This is a genomic window from Burkholderia sp. HI2500, from assembly GCF_002223055.1.
GTDB lineage: Bacteria > Pseudomonadota > Gammaproteobacteria > Burkholderiales > Burkholderiaceae > Burkholderia.
This window is the reverse complement of the sequence record NZ_NKFL01000006.1, coordinates 886,418-904,823: the sequence shown is the minus strand read 5'-3', so window position 1 is coordinate 904,823 and position 18,406 is coordinate 886,418. Positions and strand designations below refer to the sequence as shown.

Sequence of the window (18,406 nt, the reverse complement as noted above, 5' to 3'; positions counted from 1 at the left end):
CGGAGACACCGCATGCCACGCATCCGATGGGCCATGATCCTCATGTGCTTCCTCGCCAACGTCATCAACTTCATCGACCGCGCGAACCTCGCGATCGCGGCGCCCAGCATCCGCGCCGACCTCGGCCTCGACGCGGTCGGCATGGGGCTCGTGCTGAGCGCATTCTTCTGGACCTACGCGTTCCTGCAACTGCCGGCCGGCTGGTTCATCGACAAGGTCGGCGTGCGCGTGAGCCTCGCGCTCGCGGTCGGCTGGTGGTCGGTGTTCACCGTCGCGACGGGCGCCGCGCGCGGCCTCACGCAGCTCGTCGGCGTGCGGCTGATGCTCGGCGTCGGCGAAGCGGCCGCGATCCCGTCGTTCGCGAAGGTCGCGTTCAACTGGTTCCCGCGCAGCGAACGCGGGCTCGCGAGCAGCATCTTCGACAGCGGCTCGCGCGTCGGCTCCGCGCTGTCGCTGCCGCTCGTCGCGTGGCTGATCTCGATCGTCGGCTGGCGCGGGTCGTTCGTGATCACGGGCGGCATCGGCATCGTGTGGGCACTGGCGTGGTGGTTCGTCTATCGCGATCCGGAACGCTACCGTGCGATCGCGCCCGACGCCGTCGATGCGCTGCTCGCGCAGCGCGGCGCACCGACCGTTGCGGCCGCAACCGACGGCCCGAAGGTGTCGTGGCTCGACCTGTTCCGCTACCGCACCGTGTGGGGCATGATGATCGGGCTGTTCTGCCTGAACTTCGCGATCTACTTCTTCATCACGTGGTTCCCGAGCTACCTGCTGCAGTCGCGCGGCTTCTCGCTCGCGTCGCTCGGCACGTGGGGCATGCTGCCCGCGCTGCTCGCGATTCCCGGCGGCTGGCTCGGCGGCTATGTGTCGGACAGCCTGTTCCGCCGCGGCTGGAGCGCGACCGCCGCGCGCAAGACCTGCCTCGTGCTCGGCATGCTGCTGTCTTCGTCGATCGCGCTGTCGGCCTTCGTCGAGAACGTGTGGGCCTGCCTCGGGTTGTTCGCACTGGCGTATGCGAGCCTGTCGTTTGCAGGCGCCAACGTGTGGACGCTCGTCGGCGAAGTCGCGCCGACGCCCGCGCATGTCGCATCGCTCGGCGGCATCCAGAACTTCGCCGGCAATCTCGCGGGGATCTTCATCACGACGTTCACGGGCGTGATGCTGTCGATCACGAAGGGCTCGTTCGTCGTGCCGCTCGCGGTGGCCGGTGCGTTGTGCGTGGTCGGCGCGCTGTCGTACCTGTTCATCGTCGGCAAGGTCGAGCCGTTGCCGCCGTTGCGCGGCGCCCCGAACCGGCAGAACGTCGAGCCGAACGCGGCCTGACGCAGCCGGAAAGCGCGGCCGCCGCGCCTGCGCTTTCCTTTTCGGGCCGCGCATCGGACAATGAGCCGCGCCCGCCGGCGCGGCGCCACCCCGGCCCGCGCGTGGCGACGGCGCGCGCCACCCTCGCCGATGAAACGCTACGAAACCCTCGCCCACACGATCGCCGACGACATCCGCAACGGCAACCTCGCCGTCGGCACGCGCCTGCCGTCGCTGCGGCAGATCATCGCCCAGCACGGCGTGAGCCAGTCGACGGTGTTTCGCGCGTACTACCTGCTCGAACAGTGGGGGCTGATCCGCGCGCGCGAACGCTCGGGCTACTACGTCGCGCCGGGCGCCACGCCGGCGGCAAGCCCGGCCGCCAAACGCCAGGCAAGCCGCGCCGGCGTCACCCGCAAGGTCGACATCAGCAGCCTCGTGTTCTCCGTCCTCGACGCGGCGACGCAACCCGGCATCGTGCCGCTCGGCTCCGCGTTCCCGTCGCCGCAACTGTTTCCGCTGCCGCGTCTCGCGAAATCGCTCGCGCAAGCCACGCGGCTCGTCAGCCCGTGGAGCACGGTCGTCGACCTGCCGCCCGGCAACGAGGCGCTGCGCCAGCAGATCGCGCGGCGCTATCTCGCGACCGGCATCTCGCAGCCGATCGACGAGATCGTCGTCACGAACGGCGCGCTCGAAGCGCTGAACCTGTGCCTGATGGCCGTCACGCGGCCCGGCGACGTCGTGGCCGTCGAAGCGCCCGGTTTCTATGCGGCGCTGCAGGCGCTCGAGCGGCTCGACCTGCGTGCGGTCGAGATTCCCGTCGATCCGCGCATGGGCCTCGATCTCGACGCGCTCGCGAACGCGCTCGACCGGCACGACATCCGCGCGTGCTGGTTCATGACCAACTTCCAGAATCCGACCGGCGTCACGCTGTCCGCCGAGAAGAAGCGCGCGCTCGTCGCGTTGCTCGCCGCGCGCGACGTGCCGCTGATCGAGGACGACGTGTACGGCGAGCTGCACTTCGGCCCCGACTATCCGCTGCCCGCGCGCGCGTTCGACCGGCACGGCCTCGTGATGCATTGCAGTTCGTTCTCGAAGACGCTCGCGCCCGGCTACCGGATCGGCTGGGCCGCCGCCGGCCGGTTCGCGGAGAAGGTGCAGCGGCTCAAGCTGATGACGACGCTGTCGGCCAGCATCCCCGCGCAGGTCGGCATCGCGAACTATCTCGAGCACGGCGGCTACGACCGGCACCTGCGCAAGCTGCGCGGCGCGCTGCACACGCAGCTCGACCGGATGGACGACGCGCTGCGGCGCTGGCTGCCGGCCGGCGTCGAATGGGTGCGGCCTGAAGGCGGCTATTTTCTGTGGCTCGCGTTTCCCGACGCGATCGACGCGATGGAACTGCATCGCCAGGCGATCGCACGCGGGATCAGCTTCGCGCCGGGGCCGCTGTTTTCGGCCGCGCACGGCTTCGAACGTTGCGTGCGCGTGAACTTCGGCCATCCGTGGAGCCGCGACATCGAGCGTGCGATCCGTGTGCTCGGCGAGCTCGTCGCGCAGCCGTCGGTCCGCAAGGGCGGCTGAATCTCACCCGGGGCGCACCGCCTGCGTCACGGTGATGCGCGCAATCCGCACGCGGGTTACAGTGCTGTTCCCGCCGCCCTTCATGATTTCCGATGAGTCAACTGCCCTACCTCGATCACGACGCGCTGTTGAAACTGACCGCTGAAGCCGCGCACGTCACGCAGTCGTGCATCTGCACGAAAACGCCGCTCGCCGGATGGACGACCCTGCCGCTGTCGCTGCAGGACGCGCAACTGACCGAAGTCGCCACGCTCGCGCCGCCCGACGAGACGGAGCCGACCTACGCCGAATATCACCCGGCCGGCACGCGCTACGCGTCGGACGACGCGCCGATCGCGCTGCGCCATTTCCCGTACAACCGCTGCACCGTCAACCGCTGCCGCTCGTGCGGCCGCCTGTTCCTGCGCTATCAGGAAGGCGGCGGCTACTTCATCGACCAGCGCATCCGCGCGCTCGATCCGGCGCTCGTCGTCGACGCCGCCGTTTAAACGCCCGCCACGGGCATGCCCGCACGCATGCCCGGCCCGCGCCGGCGTCACGCCGGCCATCTGCTGCGCCCTTTTCGTCCCCATCTGCTGCTTGTCGCGCCGCACCGCGTTCCCTACGCTGTCTCCGGTTGCCTGACACCCGTCGCAACGTCTGTCCCGAGCCGCGCGCTCCGCGCCACGGCTCCTCTCGCGTATCACGTCATGTATCGATATACCGTTTTCGACCGGGCGCTCGTGCACAGCCGCGCCGCCCAGTTTCGCGATCAGCTCGAACGCTGGCAGCACGGCACGCTGAGCGAAGACGCATTCCGGCCGCTGCGCCTGCAGAACGGCTGGTACGTGCAGCGCCACGCACCGATGCTGCGCGTGGCCGTCCCGTACGGCGAACTGTCGAGCGCACAGCTGCGCGTGCTCGCGCGGATCGCGCGCGACTACGACGTGCCGGACGACGCCACCTACCGCGCCGCATCCGACGCGCAGGCCTTGCTCGGCACGCTGCGCCTACCGACCCGCAGCGCGCACTTCACGACGCGCACCAACGTGCAGTTCAACTGGATTCCGCTCGACAAGGCCGCCGACGTGATGGACCTGCTCGCGACCGTCGACATGCACGGCATCCAGACGAGCGGCAACTGCATCCGCAATATCTCGTGCGACGAGCGCGCGGGTGTCGCGCCGGACGAGATCGCCGATCCGCGCCCGTTCGCCGAAGTGATGCGCCAGTGGACCACGCTGCACCCCGAATTCGCGTTCCTGCCGCGCAAGTTCAAGATCGCGATCACCGGCGCGACCGAAGACCGCGCCGCCACCGACTGGCACGACGTCGGGCTGAAGCTCGTGCGCAACGACGCGGGCGAGCTCGGCTTTCGCGTGAGCGTCGGCGGCGGGATGGGCCGCACGCCGATGATCGCGACGCTGCTGCGCGCGTTCCTGCCGTGGCAGCACGTGATGAACTACATCGAGGCGATCGTCCGCGTGTACAACCGCTACGGCCGGCGCGACAACAAGTACAAGGCGCGCATCAAGATCCTCGTGAAGACCGAGGGACAGCGCTACATCGACGACGTCGAGGAAGAGTTCCGCCAGATCGTCGATCACGACGGCGGGCTGCATACGATTCCACAGGTCGAGTTCGACCGCGTCGCCGCATCGTTCGTCCCGCCGCGGCTCAAGCCGCGCACGGTCAGCCTGCGCGACGCGAACCTGCGCCTGTCCGCCCAGGCGGCACGCCATCCGGCCTTCGCGCGCTGGCTAGCACGCAATGTGGCCGACCACCGCGATCCGGCGCTGCGCATCGTCACGCTGTCGTTCAAGCGCCGCCTGCAGGCACCGGGCGACGCGTCGCCGGACCAGCTCGACGCGCTCGCCGATCTCGCCGACCAGTTCTCGGCCGGCGAGGCGCGCGTCACGCACACGCAGAACGTCGTGCTGCCATGGGTGCATGTCGACGACCTGTGCCTGCTGTGGGAAAACGCGCGCGCGATCGGGCTCGCCAGCGCGAACGTCGGACTCCTGACGGACATGATCGCGTGCCCGGGCGGCGACTTCTGCGCGCTCGCGAATGCTCGCTCGATCCCGATCGCCGATGCGATCGCCGAACGCTTCCAGGATCTCGACATGCTGCACGACGTCGGCGACATCGACCTGCACATCAGCGGCTGCATCAACTCGTGCGGCCATCATCACAGCGGCCACCTCGGCATCCTCGGCGTCGACAAGGACGGCGCCGAGTGGTACCAGGTCACGCTCGGCGGCTCGGACGGCTCGAGCGCGAGCGGCCCCGCGCGGCCGGGCAAGGTGATCGGCCCGTCGTTTTCGGCGGACGAAATCGTCGATGTCGTCGATGCGCTCGTCAACGCGTATCTCGACGCGCGCATCGACGACGACGGCCGCAGCGAGCGATTCATCGACACCGTCCGCCGCATCGGCACGGAACCCTTCAAGGCCGCCGCGAACGACGCGCGCCATCAGGTGGAGCAGGCATGACGCACGGAGAGAATTCGACCACACGCATCCGGCTGCTGACACCGGCCGAACACGCCGGCGACACGCAGCAGCACGGCACGGCGACGCTGACGATCGGCAACGACGAGGAACTGCCGCCGCTCGCCGAACACATCGCGCGGGCCGCGCGCATCGACCTCGCGTTTCCGTCGTTCACCGATGGGCGTGCGTACAGCCAGGCGTACCTGCTGCGCAAGCGCTACGGCTTCGCCGGCGACCTGCGCGCGACCGGCGAGGTGCTGGTCGACCAGTTGCTGTTGATGGAACGCACGGGGTTTTCGAGCGCGGTGCTCGGCGACGGCACGGACCTCGCGGCCGCGCGGCGTCAGCTCGACCGGTTCACCGGCTTCTATCAGCACGATGCGCGAACGGCAACGCCCGCCGGAAAATGAAACGGGCGGCCCGCAGGCCGCCCGTACGATGAACCGGAAGCTACCGGTCGGCGCCCGCCGCAAAGCGGGCGCCGGCGTTCAGCGTGCCGCGACCGGCTTGCCGAACGCGCCGAGGATCCTCTTCTCGAGCGCGATGTAGTCGCGGCCGAAGTGGTGATCGCCTTGCGTCTTGATCACGTCGGCGCCCGTGTTCGCGAGTGCCGGACACATCGTGTCCTTCTCTTCCGCGCCATAGAAGCACTGCACGAGCTGCGGCGGCACCTTCGCGATTTCCGGCGCAACCTTCAGCGCCTTGTCGCTTGCGGGCATGCCGAGCCAGCCCGTCACGCGGATCTGGAAATCGGCGGCCGGCGCGAAGCCGAGCAGCGACATCACGGCGACCTTGTCGCGCAGGTCGGCCGGCAGCCGGTTGTACGCGAACGGCATCACGTCGGCACCGAACGAGTAGCCGACCAGCGCCACGCGGTTCGCATGCCAGCGCGCCATGTAGGTGCGCATCACGCGTGCGAGATCGCGGCTCACCTGCGCCGGCGGCTTCTCGCTCCAGAAATAGCGCAGGCTGTCGATGCCGACCACCGACACGCCGTCGCGCTGCAGCGCCTCGGCGATCGTCTTGTCGAGATCGCGCCAGCCGCCGTCACCCGAGATCACGATCGCGAGCTGGCCGTTGCCACCCTTGGCCGGCAGCTCGACGAGCGGCAGGTCCGACACGTCGAGTTCGTCGCCGCGGGTAGTGTCCAGCAGATGCGACGTGACGAGCGACACGAGCTTCGCGGAATCGCCCGTGGCCGCCGTGTCGACGAAGCCCGGCATCGCGCGGCGCACGATCGTCGGATCGGGCGGGCACGGCTTGAAGCGCGGATCGAGCTTGGCGGCCGGATCGACCAATACGACACCGGCGATCGTGTTCTCCGGCGCCATCGACAGGATCTGCTTCGCGATCGTGCCGCCCTGGCCGACGCCCGCGACGATCGGCGTGAAGTAGCGCGACGACTGTGCAAGGCGCTCGAGCTGGTGACTGACCGCTTCAGCGTCGCCGTCGAGGTGATGGCAGGTCTCCTGCTTCGCGGCGAGATTCATCGCATACCGCTCGGAATCGACGCCGACCGTCATCGCCCCGGCCTTCGCGAGCGCCTCGGCGGCCTGCTGGTCGGCCGCATTCCAGCCGGCCTCGCGCGAGAACAGCACGACGAAGCCGCGCAACGGCCCGCTGGGTTTGGTCACGGTCACGGGCCCGTAGCGGCCGCCCGATACGGTTTCGGCCTTCATTGCGGCTGGCTGCGTGGCGCACGCGGCGCCGGCCAGCATCATTCCCGCGCAGGCGGCTGCCGCCCGCGCGATTCCCTTCTTCAACATCATGAACGCCGACCTCCAGCCAGCAATGACAGATCCGCCAGCGTGACGAACACGCCGACCGTGCCCGAGGCCGCGAGGTAACGCGGCTCCCAGTGCGGTTCGAACTTGCTCTTGAATGCGCGCAAGCCGCGGAAGTTGTAGAAGCGGCCGCCGAAGCGCCAGACCATCAGGCCGATCCGGTGCAACGGCGACGGCATCTTCGCCGCCCCCATCCCCGAGAACGGCGCGATGCCCAGGCTCAGCTTGCGGAAACCCGCTTCCTTCAGATGCAGCGCGAGCTGCGTAAACAGATACTCCATCGCGTACGGCGACGCGTCCGGCAGATGGCGCATCACGCCGACCGTCGCCTCGGTGTTGAGGTCGGTCGTCATGAACGTGACGAACGCGATCGGCTTGTCGGCCTGCCGCACGAGCATCACCGACTGCGTCGCCAGATAGCCGTCGTGGAACGCGGCGACCGAGAAGCTCTTCTCGCGCGCGTCGCGGCTGTCGAGCCAGCCGTCCGAGATGTCGCGCAGCGCCGGCAGCGCGGCCGGCACGTCGCTCGGCGCGATCACCTCGACCGTCAGCGCGTCCTTGTCACCGCGGCGCAGCGCGTAGCGCAGGTGCGAGCGGTTCGAACCCTTCAGGTCGAACCGGTCGAGCGCGATATGCGCTTCCTCGCCGAGCTTCATCAGCGTGAGCCCCGCGTCGAGATACAGCGGCAGCGCGTTCGCGCGCACCTGGTAGAACGCCGCACGGCCGCTATGCGCGTGGGCGAGCGCGATGAACTTGCTGATCAGCGCCGGCCATTCCTCGCGCGGCCCGACCGGATCGTGCAGCGCGGCCCACGTGCGGCCGTTCTTCGCATACATCAGGAAGGCCCGGCGGGACTCCGAGAACAGGAACGACTTGTCGCCCATCAGCGCGAGGCCCGCATCGCTGCATTCCTGCGCGCGGATGATTCGTTCGGCATCCGACAGGTCCTGCTCCGCGGGCTTCACGAAACGGCCCGGCGCCGGGCGCAGCAGTTGCCACAGCGCGAACAGCGCGACGAACACGCCGGACGCAAGCGTCGCGCGCAGCGCCCGCGGCGCACGCGCGTCGAACGAGAAATGCGACCACAGCTCGCGCGTGTACGGCACGTCGCGGAACGCGAAGAACAGCACCCACACGGCCAGCATCAGCACCATTGCCACCGATACGAACCAGCTCACCGTGAAGCGCTCCGCCAGCAGCGACGAATGGCGGTTGAAGCGGCGACGGCTGACGAGCAGCAGCACCAGCAGCGTGCCGAGCACGCCGGCCTCGACGAACGCGAGGCCCTTCGCCAGCGACAGCGCGAGGCTGGCGAGCGTCAGCGCGAAGGTCATCCACCAGGCACCGTCGAGGCGGCGCAGCAGCCCGCGCGCGACGAACAGCAGCGCGACACCGAGCACGCTGCAGATCACCTGCGAGCCTTCGAGCACCCACAGCGGCACGAGGTGGCGCAGGATCGCGATCCGGTGCCAGAACGCGGGCGTCGCGCTCGAGATCACCAGCATCCCGCCGACCGCGAACGTCACGAGGCTCAGGAACACCGGTGCGAGCTGCGACACGCGCACGGCCTGCCGCGTCACGAGCCGGCGCCGCAGCGCGCGGCCCTCGAAACCGGCCAGCAGGCCGGCCGACAGCACGAGCGGCACGCCGAAATAGATCGCGCGATACGCGATCAGCGCGGCGACCATCGCGTGCGGCGGCACTTCGCGGCCCAGCGTGAAGACCATCGCGGCTTCGAACACGCCGATCCCGCCCGGCGTATGGCCGATCATCCCGAGCAACAACGCGGCGGCGTAAACGGTAATGAAGGTCGGGAAGCCGACCGGCGCGGCCGGCAGCAGCACCCACAGCGTCAGGCCCGCCGCGACGACGTCGAGTACCGCATAGACGACCTGCGCGACGAGATCGCGCCGTGCCGGCACGTCGAACGACAGCCACTTGAAGCGCGTGACGACCGGGCGCGCGGTGTGGCCGCACATCACGACCATCGCGGCCAGCACCACCAGCAGCGCCGCCCCGGTCCAGGTCAGCACGCCGGGCGCGACGTGCAGCATCGCGGCGAGCGCTTCCGGCATGCACACCATGCCGACTGCCGTCATCAACACCATCGCGAGCGCCAGCGTGCCGCTCGTGAACACCGTCATCCGGCCGATCTGCGCGGGCGTGACGCCCGATACGCCGTACACGCGTGCGCGCACCGCGCCGCCCGTCAGCGCGCCGAAGCCGGTCGCGTTACCGAGCGCGGACCCGGCGATCGCGCCGATCCACAGCGCGACGCGCGGCACCTTCGCGGCGACGTAGCGCAGGCCGACCGCGTCGCGGGCGACAAGCGCGAGATAGCTGAGGGCCGTCGCGGCCAGTGACGCGCCCCATTCGCCGACGGACATGTGACGCAGCTGGCGGATCACCGACCGGTAGTCGACGGATTCCGACAGGTGCTGGAAAACCACGATCAGCAGCAGGCCGATGCCGAGCGCGAGCAGCGGCGACAGCACGCGCTCGTTGCGGATCAGCGCCCGGGCACGGGCGATCACCGCCGCGGCACGACCAGGCGAACCAGAGTGGCGGGAAGACATAAGTTGTTCAGTGGTGGTGCATAGCGTGTCGCGGCGCGGGTTGGCCGGGCGGCGACGTATCTGTGGTTGTTCTGCGTGGGCGGCCGGCCGAAGACGGGCTCGGAGGCGCCTGGGTCAGAACTTACGAGTATACGGAATTTATATTACAGAATCTTTCACGTCGGCTTTGTGCGGATTTGTGGTAACTCGACCATCAAAAACGCATAAAGAAACAAGGCGTCCTGCGACGCAAGGTGCGCATCATACCGGGAACCGGGATGGTTTTTTCATCTGATGAATGACTTGTGATGCATTTGGGAAAAAATCGCCGGGAGTGCCCGCGCGGACAGGGACAAATACGCAACGCCGCGCGGCTTTCCGGGACGGGAGGCGCCGTCTCGGGCAAGCACCCGCTTGCCGTCACTTCGCCCGCTCATGCTCCCCCAACCCGATCGCCTTGTAGTCGTAAGTCGGATAGAACTCCGTCCGGTACGCGCCCCACGCCGTATCCTCGAGCACGCGATTGACCTCCCGCAGCCGCGACGCCGGCAACCGCAGCACGACGATCTGCCCGATCCCCATCGTCACGGTCCAGCTCACCACTTCGACACCCGGCGGCGGAAATGCCTTGTAAAACCCCTGCTTCGCGAGCTGCGCATTGAGCTCGGCAAGCGGGCGCGACTGGTCGTGTTTCAGGAATACCGTGAGCAGCACCGCGTTGTCGGGGGTCGCGGCGGCCGACCCGACGGGCGACGACGCGCCCTGCGCGGCGGCGGGCAGGTTCCCTGCCGCTGCCGCCATCAGGATGCCGATGGTCGCGGCCCGGGCCGCCGCGCTGACAAATCTCGTCTTCATGTTTGCTCCGGTCGATCGTGAAGGAAGGTGCGCGCCGGCCGCGAAACGAACCGGCCATTGCCGGCGCCGACGCCTGTGCTACGCTGCGACGATCGATTCCCGCCTGCGGCCGCGACGCCGCCAGCCGAGCGCAAGCGGCATGCCCGCCGCCGCGAAGGAACCCATCGGAATGAAAATGACTTCGCTGAAGAATATGCCGATTTTCGGCGGAGATACGCCGGAAACGGTCCGGGTGGCCGTCACGCTGCTGGCAGGCGCGTGGTGCATCTTCGCGTACCGGATCGCCATTTTCGAGTCGGCCATCGTTCCGGCCCTGCTCGACCGCGTCTCGGGTGACGCGTTACGCGTCAGGATCGTCCAGATGCTCGCGGCGGCCTTCATCGCGATCGCCCTCGCCCTCGCGCTGCTCGTCGTGCAGATCGCGCGCCGGAAGAACTGGGCGCGCATCACGATGATCGGGCTGGTCATCGCCACGCTCGCCTTGATGGCCTTTACGGTCGCCCATCGGCCGGTCGATTTCCTGAGCGCCGTCTACTGCCTGTTCACGCTGGCGACCTTGCTGTTGCTGTCGCGCTCGAGCCGGCAGTGGTTCAACCGGCCGCAACCGGACGATCAGGCGTAACCCGCCGGGCCCGCGTCGCCGGCGTTCAGTACACGTCCCGCATATAGCGCCGCGCCTTCGAGAGCCGCGCGACATAATCGTTCGCGGCTTCATCCGACATCCCGCCGTGCTCGGCGACCACCGCCTTCAGCGCCGTGTCGACATCCTTCGCCATCCGCGCGGCATCGCCGCACACGTAGAAGTGCGCGCCTTCCTCCAGCCACGCGAACAGCTCGGCACCCTGCTCGCGCATCCGGTCCTGCACGTAGATCTTGTCGGCCTGGTCGCGCGAGAACGCGAGGTCGAGCCGCGTCAGGAAGCCGCTGTCGTGCATCGCGCCCAGCTCGTCGCCGTAGTAGAAGTCGGTCTGCGCGTGCTGCTCGCCGAAGAACAGCCAGTTGCGCCCGCGCGCGCCGCGCGCCTGCCGCTCGTGCAGGAAGCCGCGGAACGGCGCGACGCCGGTGCCCGGGCCGACCATCACGATCGGCACGTCGCCGTTCACCGGCGGCCGGAAATGCGCGGACTTCTGCACGAACACCGGCACGCGGCCGTCGTCCGCGCGATCGGCGAGGAACGTCGACGCCACGCCTTTGCGCGCGCGCCGACCGTTGTGATAGCGCACGGCCGACACGGTCAGGTGGATCTCGCCCTGATGCGCGCTCGGGCTCGACGCGATCGAATAGAGGCGCGGCTGCATGCGCTTGAGCATCCCGATCAGCTCCGTGCCCGACAGCTCGACCGGAAACTCGTGCAGCACGTCCGCGAGTTGTTGCCCCCACAGCCATTGCTTCAGGTCGCCCTTGCGGTCGTCGCCGAGCAGCGACTTCAGCGCGCCGTTCGGGCTGCGCGACGCGATGAACGCAAGCGTGTCCGGATGCGGGCGCGTGATGTCGAAGTGACGCGCGAGTGCATCACCGAGGCGCACGTCGCCGACGCCCGCCACCGACACGGGCGCATCGGCCTTCAGCGCGGTGACCGACAGCAGCTCGTCGACCAGCTCCGGGCAGTTGGTCGGCCACACGCCGAGCGCGTCGCCGGTTTCGTATTCGAGGTTCGCGCCTTCGGTCGACAGCGACACGTAGCGCGTGTCCTTCGCCGCGCCCGGGCGGTTCAGCCGCAGGTTCGCGACGAGCTTCGACGGCGCCGGATGCGCCTTGGTCGGCAGCAGCCCCGACGGGCTCATCGCGCCGGTCGGCACCGCGTGCAGCGCGGCATCGGCCTCCTTGATCCGCGCGACGACGCGTTCGAGCCACTGGTCGGCGTCGCGCTGGAATTCGACGTCGCAATCGACGCGTGCACAGAGGCGCGCCGCGCCGAGTTCCGCGAGCCGCGCGTCGAGCCGGCGGCCGTGGCCGCAAAACTGGTCGTAGTTGCGATCGCCGAACGCGAGCACCGCGAAGTGCACGCCATCGAGGCGCGCGGCGCTGCCGGCCCGCAGCGCGTCCCAGAATTCGCTGCCGTTGTCGGGCGCATCGCCGTCGCCGAACGTGCTGGTCATCAGCAGCACGTATTGCGCGCCGGCGAGCGACGCCGCCGGATAGTCCGACATGCACGCGGTGCGGATCTCGAAGCCCGCGTTCATCAGTTGCGTCGCGTAATCCTCGGTCAACGATTCGATGTTGCCGGTCTGCGACGCCCATAGCAGCACGACCTTCGGCCGTGTACGCACGATCCGCACGCCGCCCGACGCAGTGGCATCGGCCGGCAACGCAGGCGCCGCGGCACCCGGCACGCTCGCCGGCAGCGTGCGGCTGAACAGCCCGGCCAGCATGCCGTCGAGCCAGAACCGCGCCGGCGGCGTGAGCGGCGCGCCGGCCGGCAGCACGGGCACGCCGCCCTCGCGCCGGCCCGCGCTCGCCTTGAGCCCGCTGACGAGGCCGGCCACGTACAGCCGTTCGGTGTCCGTCAACGGCGGCGGCGCGAGGTCGGCCACGCCGAGCGCGGCCGCGAAAGTGTCGATGTCTGCCATGTCGGATTCCTGTGAAGCAAGCGTCGGCGCGGGCGCGGGCAGCGTGTCGTCGGCGCGTGCATCGGGTTGCACGGTCGCTTCATCGGCGGACGCGAACGCATCCGTCTCGACGCGCCGCAGCGCGACCGCGCAGTATTTCAGTTCGGGTTGCTGCGAGTCGGGATCGATTGCGTCGTTCGTCACCGCGTTGATGCACAGGTCGTCGCCGTACACGTCGTTCCAGTGCATCGGCGCGAAGCAGTTGCCGCGCCGCACGCGCTCGGTCACGACGGCCGGTAGCACCGCGCGGCCGCGCGCCGAACGGATCTCGACGCTGTCCTTCGCGGCAATGCCGAGCGCGCTCGCGTCGTCCGGGTGCAGCTCGACGAACGGGCGCGGGTTGAGCTTGTTCAGCATCGCGACCTTGCCCGTCTTCGTCATCGTGTGCCACTGATGCTGCAGCCGCCCGGTGTTCAGCACGATCGGGAACGTGTCGTCCGGCAGCTCTGCCGGATCGACATGCGGCCGCGCGAAGAAGCGCGCCTTGCCCGACGGCGTCGGGAATGCGAGGCGCGGCGCGTCGGTCGCGTCACCGTTGCCCGCCGCGCGCAGCGTCTGGCTCACGCCGTCGTTCAGGTAGCGGATCGGGTGCCGCTCGCGCGCGGTGCCCGGCGCGACCGGCCACTGCACGGGCCCGTCGCGCAGCGCCGCATGGCTCGCGCCGCGCAGGTCGTAGCCCGTCGCCGGATTCGAGAAGCGCACGATCTCGTCGAACACGTCGGCCGCCGACGCATAGTCGAACGCATCGCCGAAGCCCATCGCACGCGCGACTTCCGCGACGATGCGCCAGTCGGGCAGCGCGTCACCGGGCGGCGCGACCGCCGCGCGCATCAGCGTCATGTTGCGCTCGGAGTTGACCATCACGCCGTCGCCCTCGGCCCACAGCGCGCCGGGAAGCAGGATGTCCGCATAGCGGTTGGTCTCGGTATCGAGGAACGCGTCCTGCGCGATCACGAGCTCGGCGGCCTGCAAGCCGGCGATCACATTCTGCCGGTTCGGCACCGTCGCGACCGGGTTCGTGCAGATGATCCAGCACGCCTTGATGTCGCCGGCCGCCATCCGCGAGAACATGTCCACCGTGCCGTGCCCCGTCTCCTTGCGCAGCGTGCCGGCCGGCACGCGCCACAGGCTCTCGACGAAGCGGCGATCGTCGTCGGACGCCACCGAGCGCTGGCCCGGCAGCCCGGGGCCCATGTAGCCCATCTCGCGCCCGCCCATCGCGTTCGGCTGGCCGGTCAGCGAGAACGGGCCGCTGCCGGCGCGGCAGATCTTGCCCGTCGCGAGATGCAGATTGCAGATCGTATTGGTGTTCCACACGCCGTGCGTGCTCTGGTTGAGCCCCATCGTCCAGCAGCTCATCCACTCCGGCGCATCGCCGATCCACTCCGCGGCCGTGCGGAGGTCGGCTTCCGCGAGCCCGGTGATTTCCGCGACACGCTCGGGCGTGTAGTCGGCGAGGAACGCGGGCATCGCGTCCCAGCCTTCGGTGTACGCATCGATGAACGCGGCATCCGTGCGGCCGTTCGCATGCAGCAGGTGCAGCAACCCGTTGGTCAGCGCGAGATCGGTGCCCGGCCGGATCTGCAGGAACAGGTCGGCCTTGTCGGCCGTGCCGGTGCGGCGCGGATCGACGACGATCAGCTTCGCGCCGGCCTTCACGCGATCCATCATCCGCAGGAACAGGATCGGATGACAGTCGGCCATGTTCGCGCCGATCACGAAGAACAGGTTCGCGCGATCGAAATCCTGGTACGACCCGGGCGGGCCATCCGCGCCGAGCGACTGCTTGTAGCCGGTACTCGCGCTCGCCATGCACAGGCGCGAATTCGACTCGATGTTGTGGGTGCCGACGAAGCCCTTCGCGAGCTTGTTGACGAGGTATTGCGCCTCGATCGACATCTGCCCCGATACGTAGAACGACAGCGCGTCGGGCCCGTGCGTATCGAGCACCGCGCGCAGGCGGCGCGCGGTGTCGGCGATCGCGTCGCGGGCCGGCAGCGGCACCAGGTCGTCCTCGCGCGCGCGGCGCACGAACGCGCGGTCGAGCCGCCCCGAGCGGCGCAGCGCGACGTGCGCCGACGAGCCCTTCGTGCACAGCCGCCCGAAGTTGGTCGGATGGTCGGCGTCGCCGGACACCTTGACGACTTCGCCTTCCTCGACGTGCAGCACCATCCCGCAACCGACGCCGCAGTACGGGCACACGCTCTTGACGGGGGTGGCGGTCATGCGCGCTCCGGGGTGGTCAGGCTGCGATCCACACGAAACCGTCCTCGACCCGCGACGGATACGCGCTCACCGACTGCTCGGGCGCCTCGAGACATTCGCCGGTGCGCAGGTCGAAATGCTGCTTGTACAGCGGCGACGCGACGACGACGCGCTCGCCGAGGCTGCCGATCAGCCCGCGCGACATCACGGCCGCCTGCGATACGGGATCGACGTTGTCGATCGCGAACACGCCGCCTGCTTCGGCATGCGCGACGTGAAAAACCGCGACCTGCTCGCCGTTGACGAGTGCACACACGCCGGTGTTCGGCACGATGTCGTCGAGCGGGCACACGCGGGTCCAGGACAGCGGAAGACGATCATTCATGATGGGCTCCTTGGAAAAGACGCGGGTGTCGGTCAGGGTCAAACGGTGGCGGGTTCGGTGGCGGCTTGCGTCACGCCTTCGGCCACGACGGGAATCGACACGCGCTTGCCGCCCGCGCGTTCGCCGGGCGTCGCGGGCCGGATCTGGCCGCGCGTCTCGACGAACTCGATGGTCGTGTCCGGCGCGTCGCTGTTCACGAAGTGGCGGAAGCGCTTGCGCGTTTCCGGATCGGTCACGGCCTTCTTCCATTCGCACTCGTAGGTGTCCACCACGTGCTGCATGTCGGCTTCGAGTTCGGCGCCGAGCCCGAGCCGGTCGTGCACGACGACGTCGATCAGGTAGTCGAGGCCGCCTTCGAGGTTGTCGCGCCACACGCTCGTGCGTTGCAGCCTGTCAGCGGTGCGCACGTAGAACATCAGGAGACGGTCGATGTAGCGGATCAGCGTCGGACGATCGAGATCGGACGCGAGCAGTTCCGCGTGGCGCGGCTTCATCCCGCCGTTGCCGCACACGTACAGGTTCCAGCCCTTCTCGGTCGCGATGATGCCGACGTCCTTGCCCTGTGCTTCCGCGCACTCGCGCGTGCAGCCGGACACGCCGAACTTGATCTTGTGCGGTGCGCGCAGCCCCTTGTAGCGGTTCTCCAGGTCGATCGCGAGGCCGACCGAATCGTCGACGCCGTAGCGGCACCACGTCGAGCCGACGCACGATTTCACGGTGCGCAGCGCCTTGCCGTACGCGTGGCCCGATTCGAAGCCGGCGGCGATCAGTTCTTCCCAGATCGAAGGCAGCTGCTCGACGCGCGCGCCGAACAGGTCGACGCGCTGGCCGCCGGTGATCTTCGTGTACAGGCCATACTTTTTCGCGACCTGGCCCACCGCGATCAGCCCTTCCGGCGTGACTTCGCCGCCCGGCATGCGCGGCACGACCGAGTATGTGCCGTCGCGCTGGATGTTCGCGAGGTAGTAGTCGTTCGAATCCTGCAGCCCCGCGTGCTCCTTCTTCAGCACGAATTCGTTGAAGCACGACGCGAGGATGCCCGCCACCGCCGGCTTGCACACGTCGCAGCCGAGGCCGTGGCCGTGCTTCGCGAGCAGTTCGTCGAAGGTCGTGATGCGCTCGACGCGGATCAGATGAAACAGCTCCTGGCGCGAATGCGGGAAGTGCTCGCACAAATGGTTGTTGACCGCGAGGCCCTGCTTCTTCATCTCGGCCTTCATGATCTGCGTGACGAGCGGCACGCAGCCGCCGCACGACGTGCCGGCGCCGGTGCACGTCTTCAGCGCGCCGAGGCTCGTCGCGCCGTCGGCGACCGCCGTGCAGATCTGCGACTTCGACACGTTGTTGCACGAGCAGATCTGCGCGGCCGCGGGCAGCGCCTCGACGCCGATCGCCGGCTTCGCGACGCCGTCCGACGACGGCAGGATCAGGAATTCCGGCGATTCGGGCAGCTCGATGCGGTTCAGCATCATCTGCAGCAGCGTGCCGTACTCGGCTGCATCGCCGACCATCACCGCGCCGTGCAGGAACTTGCCGCAGTCGGACACCACGAGCTTCTTGTAGACCTGGCGGCGCTCGTCCGCGTACTGGTAGGTGCGGCTGCCGGCCGTCGTGCCGTGCGCGTCGCCGATGCTCGCGACGTCCACGCCCATCAGCTTCAGCTTCGTGCTCATGTCGGCGCCGGCGAAGGCGGCCTCGGCCGCACTGTTCGCATCGCCGCAAAGCTGCTTCGCGACCACGCGCGCCATGTCGTAGCCGGGGGCGACGAGGCCGTACACCATCCCGTTCCAGGCCGCGCATTCGCCGATCGCGTAGATGTCGGCATCGCTCGTGCGGCATGTGTCGTCGATCGCGACGCCGCCGCGCGGGCCGATGTCCAGACCGCAAGCGCGGGCCAGCTCGTCGCGTGCGCGGATGCCGGCCGAGAACACGATCATGTCGGCGTCGAGGTGCGAGCCGTCGGCGAACGCCATCCGGTGCGTACCTGCCTCGCCATCGACGATTTCCAGCGTGTTCTTGCCCGTATGCACGGTCACGCCGAGCGCCTCGATCTTCGCGCGCAGCATCCGGCCGCCACCGTCGTCGACCTGCACGGCCATCAGCCGCGGCGCGAATTCGACGACGTGCGTGTCGAGCCCCATGTCGCGCAGCGCCTTCGCGCATTCGAGGCCGAGCAGGCCGCCGCCGACCACGACGCCCCTTTTCGCATGCGTGCCGCACGCCTGCATCGCTTCGAGATCCTCGATCGTCCGGTACACGAAGCAGCCGTCACGATCGTGCCCCGGCATCGGCGGCACGAACGGGCGCGAACCCGTCGCGAGCACCAGCTTGTCGTACGCGAGCGTTTCGCCGGATGCGAGCGTGACCGTATGCTCGGCGCGGTCGATCGACGCGACTTGCGCATTCAGGCGCAGGTCGAATTGCGGATGACGCTCGAAGAAGCCGGGCTCGACGAGCGACAGGTCGTCCGCCGACTTGCCCGCGAAGAATTCCGACAGGTGCACGCGGTCGTACGCCGGACGCGGTTCCTCGCCGAGCACCGTGACCTGCAGCGCGCCCGCGGCGCCCGCTTCCGCCGCGACGCATTCGAGGAGCTTGTGGCCGACCATGCCGTGGCCGATGACGATGAGTTTCATGGTGACGTTTCCTTCGG

General features: G+C 68.9%; 12 protein-coding genes. 6 read left to right on the top strand and 6 right to left on the bottom strand.

The features are described 5' to 3' along the window. Positions 1–12 precede the first annotated feature (12 nt). The 5 genes from CFB45_RS21790 to CFB45_RS21770 all read left to right on the top strand — a co-directional run bounded on the left by CFB45_RS21790 (position 13) and on the right by CFB45_RS21770 (position 5,770). On the top strand, positions 13–1,323 hold the full coding sequence (locus CFB45_RS21790; RefSeq protein ID WP_089427329.1) for an MFS transporter: 1,311 nt from the start codon (positions 13–15) through the stop codon (positions 1,321–1,323). Positions 1,324–1,452: 129 nt separating this feature from the next. Further along, positions 1,453–2,886, top strand: coding sequence for an aminotransferase-like domain-containing protein (locus CFB45_RS21785; RefSeq protein ID WP_089427328.1), 1,434 nt, complete (start codon positions 1,453–1,455; stop codon positions 2,884–2,886). Between the two features lie 92 nt (positions 2,887–2,978). Further along, the gene (locus CFB45_RS21780) at positions 2,979–3,374 is read left to right on the top strand and encodes a hypothetical protein (protein ID WP_089427327.1); all 396 of its coding nucleotides are present in this window, start codon (positions 2,979–2,981) and stop codon (positions 3,372–3,374) included. A 201-nt stretch (positions 3,375–3,575) separates the two neighbouring features. Then, the gene (locus CFB45_RS21775) at positions 3,576–5,360 is read left to right on the top strand and encodes a nitrite/sulfite reductase (RefSeq protein WP_089427326.1); all 1,785 of its coding nucleotides are present in this window, start codon (positions 3,576–3,578) and stop codon (positions 5,358–5,360) included. Further along, the gene (locus tag CFB45_RS21770) at positions 5,357–5,770 is read left to right on the top strand and encodes a DUF934 domain-containing protein (protein ID WP_089427325.1); all 414 of its coding nucleotides are present in this window, start codon (positions 5,357–5,359) and stop codon (positions 5,768–5,770) included. Before CFB45_RS21775 ends, CFB45_RS21770 begins: the two co-directional genes overlap by 4 nt. 78 nt (positions 5,771–5,848) lie before the next feature. On the opposite strand, the gene CFB45_RS21765 is transcribed toward CFB45_RS21770, so the two are convergent. From CFB45_RS21765 to CFB45_RS21755, 3 genes are all read right to left on the bottom strand, one after another. Beyond that, positions 5,849–7,129: a virulence factor family protein gene (locus CFB45_RS21765; RefSeq protein WP_089427324.1), complete on the bottom strand. Its 1,281-nt coding sequence runs from the start codon at positions 7,127–7,129 to the stop codon at positions 5,849–5,851. After that, positions 7,126–9,720 carry a bifunctional lysylphosphatidylglycerol flippase/synthetase MprF gene (gene mprF, locus CFB45_RS21760; RefSeq protein ID WP_089427323.1) on the bottom strand — a complete coding sequence of 865 codons (2,595 nt, stop codon included), beginning with the start codon at positions 9,718–9,720 and terminating at the stop codon, positions 7,126–7,128. The genes CFB45_RS21765 and mprF overlap by 4 nt, the downstream gene beginning before the upstream one ends. A 399-nt stretch (positions 9,721–10,119) precedes the next feature. After that, entirely contained in the window at positions 10,120–10,554 is a 435-nt protein-coding gene (locus CFB45_RS21755; RefSeq protein ID WP_089427322.1) for a hypothetical protein, read from the bottom strand. On the opposite strand from CFB45_RS21755, the gene CFB45_RS21750 reads away from it, so the two are divergent. Then, complete coding sequence (locus CFB45_RS21750) at positions 10,553–11,176, top strand: hypothetical protein (protein ID WP_144025218.1); 624 nt, start codon at positions 10,553–10,555, stop codon at positions 11,174–11,176. The two genes, CFB45_RS21755 and CFB45_RS21750, sit on opposite strands and share 2 nt — an antisense overlap. 25 nt (positions 11,177–11,201) lie before the next feature. Here the strand turns inward: CFB45_RS21750 and CFB45_RS21745 are convergent, their stop codons facing one another. The 3 genes from CFB45_RS21745 to nirB are packed head-to-tail and all read right to left on the bottom strand — an operon-like array spanning position 11,202 to position 18,389. Then, on the bottom strand, positions 11,202–15,389 hold the full coding sequence (locus tag CFB45_RS21745) for a bifunctional nitrate reductase/sulfite reductase flavoprotein subunit alpha (RefSeq protein WP_089427320.1): 4,188 nt from the start codon (positions 15,387–15,389) through the stop codon (positions 11,202–11,204). A gap of 16 nt (positions 15,390–15,405) precedes the next feature. Continuing rightward, on the bottom strand, positions 15,406–15,753 hold the full coding sequence (gene nirD, locus CFB45_RS21740; RefSeq protein ID WP_046547994.1) for a nitrite reductase small subunit NirD: 348 nt from the start codon (positions 15,751–15,753) through the stop codon (positions 15,406–15,408). A gap of 38 nt (positions 15,754–15,791) precedes the next feature. Beyond that, complete coding sequence (gene nirB, locus CFB45_RS21735; RefSeq protein ID WP_089427319.1) at positions 15,792–18,389, bottom strand: nitrite reductase large subunit NirB; 2,598 nt, start codon at positions 18,387–18,389, stop codon at positions 15,792–15,794. Positions 18,390–18,406: the final 17 nt, after the last annotated feature.